The following is a 5,113-nucleotide window of genomic DNA, read 5'->3' on the forward strand; positions in this document are numbered from 1 at the left end:
AATCCCAATGATCAAACGGTTTTGTTTGGAATTTGGTGCCTGGTAATTGGTGCTTATTTGGTAATTGGTGCTTGGGATTTGGAATTTCATTATTTACTGCCTCCGTTGACTTAAGCCCTGTCTGGCCGTAAAAGAGCCATATGCAGCAGGTCCCGCTAGCGGTCGTCGCTGCGATAGACGACGAGGTCCGCATCATCCGCTCCAGGATGTCGGTGGACGCGCGCCTGCACCTTCGGCCCTCTGTGTTCACGAGGGGCACCTGCGAGCAGAGGCCGCTCCTGCTCGTCACGAGCGGCATCGGCCGCGAGGCCATGGACCGCGCCGCCAGGTATCTGATCGAGCGCTACAGGCCGGCGCTCTGCCTTCATGTGGGCTACTGCGGCGGGGCCGACCCGTCGCTCGCCGCAGGGGACATGGTGATAGCGAACCCTGTGGTCGACGGAAGGAGCGGCGAGCGCATTTCGCCCGACCGGGGTGCGGCCGATCGAGCCAGGAAGACGCTCGACGCGCTGGGGATAAAAAGCAGGGAGGCCGGGCTCGTGACCGTCGACGAGATCGCGCACGGGCCGTTCGACAAGGCCTTCCTCGGCACGCAGCACGAGGCGGCTGCGATAGACATGGAGAGCGTCTCCCTCGCGCGCGCGTGCGTCGAAGCGGGCGTCCCGCACGTGGTGGTGAGGGCGGTGCTGGACCCGCTCGACTACGAGATCCCCGATCTCGAGGGCGCCGTGGACGAGGCCGGAAATGCGGACGGGGTTGCGCTGGCCGGGCGCCTGCTCAAAAAGCCGGCCGAGATCATGAGGCTTCCCAGGATAGAGTATCTGGCCTCGCAGGCGCGCCAGTCCATAACCGCGCTCGTCGGCGCGTGGCTCAAGGAGGGGACGCAATGAAGATGAAGAAAAAGACCAAGATCATCGCAGCCCACGCCGCGGTGCTCGCGGCGCTGCTCGCCGTTGCCCTCTTCTGGATGCGGGATGCGAGCCATATATTGCACCGCAAAGCCTACGATCCGGAGGGGCCGACGGAGACGAAGCTCGACTCGCTGTCGAAATGGGTGCCGGGCGACGCCGACTTTTTCGTGGCCCTGGACGTCCCCAGGGCCATGGCCAACCAGCCTCTCGGCGAGGCCGTTGAGTCGGCAATCAGCGGCAAGAGCGGCGTGGGCGTCGATCTGCTGTCCTCGCTCATGGCCGACCAAAGCGCGCTCGGCCTCATCGCCGTGACTGGAAGGCTCGGCGGCCTGGGCGAGGGATCGGACGCGGTGATGATCGCGCAGGGGAATTTCGACGAGGAGACGATCGTGCCGGCGATACGCTCCGCAATGATCGCAGGCCGCTCCGGGATATCGGCCCAGGACCTGGGCTGGTCCACCGTGTACGCCGAGAGCGACTCGCGCGACCCCTTCGCGTTCATGGTCCTGGACAAGAACCACATCGCCGCCGGCAGGCGCGATTCCCTCGTGGCCTTCTACGAATCGGGGCCGCAGAAGGGCAAAAGGGCCGGCCGCCTCTCCGACGACGTGCTCACGGGCTATTTCATGATCGGCGAGGGGATGAGGGGGTCGGCGCCGAAGGAGATATTTCTGCCCGAAGCCGCCTACCTGAGCAGCCCGGACGGCATAGATCTAGCGATAACCATACCGTGCGAAGACACGGCGAAGGCGCAGGGCGTGCTCATGTTCCTCCAGGGGCTGCGCTCGCTGGTCTCGATACAGGAGGCGACCGCGGGCCATGGCGGGCTCGCGGCGGTGGCAAGGGCTTTTGAGATTTCGGCGGCCGACGGGGACGTGATCATAAAGGGGAAGCTCATACCGCTCATCGTGCTGTGGGCGGGGCAGGAAGGGGCCGCGGAACCGGAGGTCACCCCTGCGGGGCCAGGGCGTTCACAAAATCCACCAGCTCCGACGGATCGTTGATGATCATCTCCGGCTGGGCGCCGGCGAGCCTCTCCGCAGGATGGAGCCCCCACGCGGCCGCTATTGCGGCGATCCCGGCCTCGTGCGCCTCCCTCACGTCGCCGACCGTGTCGCCCACGTAGAAAGTGTTTTCGATCTTCGTGCCGCAGCTCTGCATGCAGCGCCGCATCCGCTCCACCTTGCCCATCTCCTCGTCCCCGCCCGACACCATGAAGAAGCTCTGCAGAATTCCCTTTTTGCTGAGCACGTCGCGTATCGCCTGGGTCGAGTTGGACGATATGACCGCCATGCTGCATTTTGATGCCAGCGCCGCGAGCATGGGCTCGACACCCTTGCACAGCCTCACGTCAACGCCCTGAGAGACCTTCTGTATGTGCTCCCAGATGGTGCACATGTCGCGCGGGGAGAGCCCCTTCTCTATGAGGGCCACGATTATGTTCTCGTCGAAGAGGTTGCGCATCTCGTCGACCGACCACGGGATGTCGTAGCCCAGCTCCGCGAGCTTGAGGTGCACCTGCTCCTCGAGGAACTCCGTGGTGTCCACGAGCACCCCGTCGTAATCGAATATGACCAGCGGCTTGTCCATCCCTCTCACCTTTGAGCTTTGAGCCCTAGAACTGGTATCTGACGGCCGGAGATATCGAGAACCCGACGGCGGTCCTGTCCCTCACGAATACGTGGAACCAGGCGTCCGCTCCGACCGAGAGCCTCTCGGTCCACTGCCACCAGAAGCCGCCGCCCGGTATCGCTATGTCGGCGGCGAACGAGTCGCCGTTTATGAGGGCCGGCCCGACGCCCGCCTGCACGTACAACGACCACCTCGGATGGCTGTTCAGGTCGAAGACGTAACGGGCGTAGGGGAGAAAGCTCAGGATCGCATAATCGTCGAATTCCGTGGCCACGTCGATTTGCATGCCGACCGAGAGCCTCTCGAAGAAGAAATACTCGCCCTCCACGCCCATGTTCATCATGGGCCCTATCCCCCTGTTGGCCACAGCGAATCCGGGGCCCACGATCCCCAGCCTGAAGCTGCCCTTGCGGCCGTCGATCATGACCTGTTTGCCGCGCTGCGACGTCTCCGGCACGGGCGGGCCGTACTCCTCGGCAACGGGCTCGGCCCTCTTCTTCGGGGCGACCGCGACCTCGGTCTTTTTCGATTCATAGGCGCCGACCTCGCTCTCCTCTATGCCGCGGGCGAGCGCCGCCGACGGGACAACGACCGCGATGAACACCAGCGCAATGACGATCCGTCTCATTCTTTACCTCCCCTGGTCTCTAGGCGAACCTGTTGAAGAAATCCACGACTGCCTTCGACGCGCTGTCCCTGTCGTAGTCCATGGTCAGGACGTGGCGCGAGTTCGGCAGGATGACGGTCTCCACTATATCAGATGAGAGATTGTTTTTCACCAGTTCAACGTTTCGGAGCGGGGCGACCTCGTCATGCCCCCCGTGGAGCAACAGCACCGGATTTGTGATCTTTGACAGATCTGCAAAGACCTCCCTCTGCAGGTCCTCTATCTCGAAGATCGCCCTGGTCGGGATCATGGGCAGCGAGGTCTCCTCGTAGCGCGCCCGGCCCTCCGGATCGGCCACGCTTTTGTCCAGGTCCTTTGGAACGGACTTTATGATCCAGCGCAGCGGGCTGTAGCGCACCAGCGGTATGGCCGCCTCGTTGACCCTGGAGAGGACCAGAGGGGTCCCCATGAGGGCCATGGCCCTCACGCCCCAGCCCTCCTCTGCGGCGAGCTTGAGGCCGAGCAGCGCGCCAAGCGACAGCCCGGCGTAATACACCTTCTCCGACTCCCGCCTCAGCTCTGAGAACGCAACCCTCACGGTCTCGTACCACTCCCCGCGCGTCGACGCGGCGAGTTCGCCCACCGACACCCCGTGCCCGGCCAGGCAGGGCGTGGAGACGCAGAAGCCTGCCCTGAGCAGGGCGTCCCGAAGCGACACCGCGGTGGCCGGTGTCCCTGTGAGGCCGTGGACTATGAGGCAGCCGTTCATGAAACCACCTGTTAACACAGGGTGGCGGCATTGACAAGAAACCACCGAGGTGCGCAGAGTGCCCGCGATGCGGACGGAGATCACAACCCTCGTGTCGCGCGAGCTCGAGCTCGTGGATCGGCTCCTGGAGGAGAGCTCCTTCGGAGTCCCCTCTGCGGATTCGGTGACGGCCGAGATTGCGAAAAGCGGCGGGAAGAAGATGCGCCCCGCCGTGTTTCTGCTCGCGGCACGGGCTTTGTCGAACGGCCTCTACAGCACGAAGTCCGAGGACATGGTCCGCATCGCGGCGGCGCTCGAGCTGATCCACACGGCCAGCCTCCTGCACGACGATGTGGTGGACGGGTCGATGACCAGGCGAGGCAGGCCTTCTGCGAACGCCCTCTTCGGGAACCGGGCGAGCATCCTGGCAGGCGACCTTCTCTGGTGCAGGGCCTCCGAGTTGATCCTGCCCCTCGGAAACACGAGGCTCATGGCCGAAATAGTGGACGCGGCGCGCGACACGACCATCGGCGAGATGATGTGCGGGCAGCGGATCAGGGACCGAGGCTCGTACCTCGCCATGGTGGAGGGGAAGACCGGCTCCCTCTTCCGGGCGGCCGCACGGTCTGCCGCCATTGTCGCCGAGGCCGGCGACCCCATGGAGTCCGCTCTGGCCCGCTACGGGACCTCGCTCGGCGCGGCCTTCCAGATCGCGGACGACGTCATCGACTCCACGACCGACGATGACACAGGGCTGTCGGGGCCGGCCGCCGTCCTGGGGGGCACTGAGGCGGCGATCGCGCTCGCCCGCGAGCTGTCGGCCGAGGCCAGGAGAAACCTCACTCCCCTCGGCCCCTCAGCCGAGGCCCGGGCCCTCTCGATGATTGCCGACTACGCGGTGGACAGGGCGTGCGGGGTGCAGCGTTTTTGAGCACACTGCAGCGTTTATGTGCACCCGATCGAGCCTGAGTTTTTTCAGTCCTGAATCTTAATCCAATCTTATCAATGCGTTGAACAAAACGGCCGGCCTGGCACGGTCCTTGCTTATCCTTCTGCCGCCGAACGATCGATCGACAGAGGCAGAAACGGAGAGGTCATGGGAAACAGCACGCCGATGGAGGTCTACAACATAATAGAGTGCAAGGAGGGCAAGTCCCGCTGGGTGAAGATAGGGTCCGCGTTCGTCAACAGGGACGGATCCATAAACGCGCTCCT

General features: G+C 64.1%; 6 protein-coding genes. 3 read left to right on the forward strand and 3 right to left on the reverse strand.

The features are described 5' to 3' along the window. Positions 1–140: 140 nt before the first annotated feature. Together JXA24_01100 and JXA24_01105 are read left to right on the forward strand one after the other, a co-directional pair. Complete coding sequence (locus JXA24_01100) at positions 141–890, forward strand: hypothetical protein (GenBank protein MBN1282354.1); 750 nt, start codon at positions 141–143, stop codon at positions 888–890. Further along, a complete protein-coding gene (locus JXA24_01105) occupies positions 887–1,915 on the forward strand; it encodes a hypothetical protein (protein MBN1282355.1) in 1,029 nt (342 codons plus the stop codon). Before JXA24_01100 ends, JXA24_01105 begins: the two co-directional genes overlap by 4 nt. On the opposite strand, the gene JXA24_01110 is transcribed toward JXA24_01105, so the two are convergent. The 3 genes from JXA24_01110 to JXA24_01120 are packed head-to-tail and all read right to left on the reverse strand — an operon-like array spanning position 1,860 to position 3,919. Further along, a complete protein-coding gene (locus tag JXA24_01110) occupies positions 1,860–2,501 on the reverse strand; it encodes an HAD hydrolase-like protein (GenBank protein ID MBN1282356.1) in 642 nt (213 codons plus the stop codon). The two genes, JXA24_01105 and JXA24_01110, sit on opposite strands and share 56 nt — an antisense overlap. A gap of 25 nt (positions 2,502–2,526) precedes the next feature. Then, positions 2,527–3,171 carry a hypothetical protein gene (locus JXA24_01115; protein ID MBN1282357.1) on the reverse strand — a complete coding sequence of 215 codons (645 nt, stop codon included), beginning with the start codon at positions 3,169–3,171 and terminating at the stop codon, positions 2,527–2,529. A gap of 19 nt (positions 3,172–3,190) precedes the next feature. Continuing rightward, positions 3,191–3,919 carry an alpha/beta fold hydrolase gene (locus tag JXA24_01120; protein ID MBN1282358.1) on the reverse strand — a complete coding sequence of 243 codons (729 nt, stop codon included), beginning with the start codon at positions 3,917–3,919 and terminating at the stop codon, positions 3,191–3,193. Positions 3,920–3,986: 67 nt separating this feature from the next. On the opposite strand from JXA24_01120, the gene JXA24_01125 reads away from it, so the two are divergent. Then, complete coding sequence (locus JXA24_01125) at positions 3,987–4,829, forward strand: polyprenyl synthetase family protein (GenBank protein ID MBN1282359.1); 843 nt, start codon at positions 3,987–3,989, stop codon at positions 4,827–4,829. The last annotated feature ends 284 nt before the right edge of the window (positions 4,830–5,113 follow it).

This window comes from Pseudomonadota bacterium (genome assembly GCA_016927275.1).
Lineage (GTDB): Bacteria > UBA10199 > UBA10199 > 2-02-FULL-44-16 > JAAZCA01 > JAFGMW01.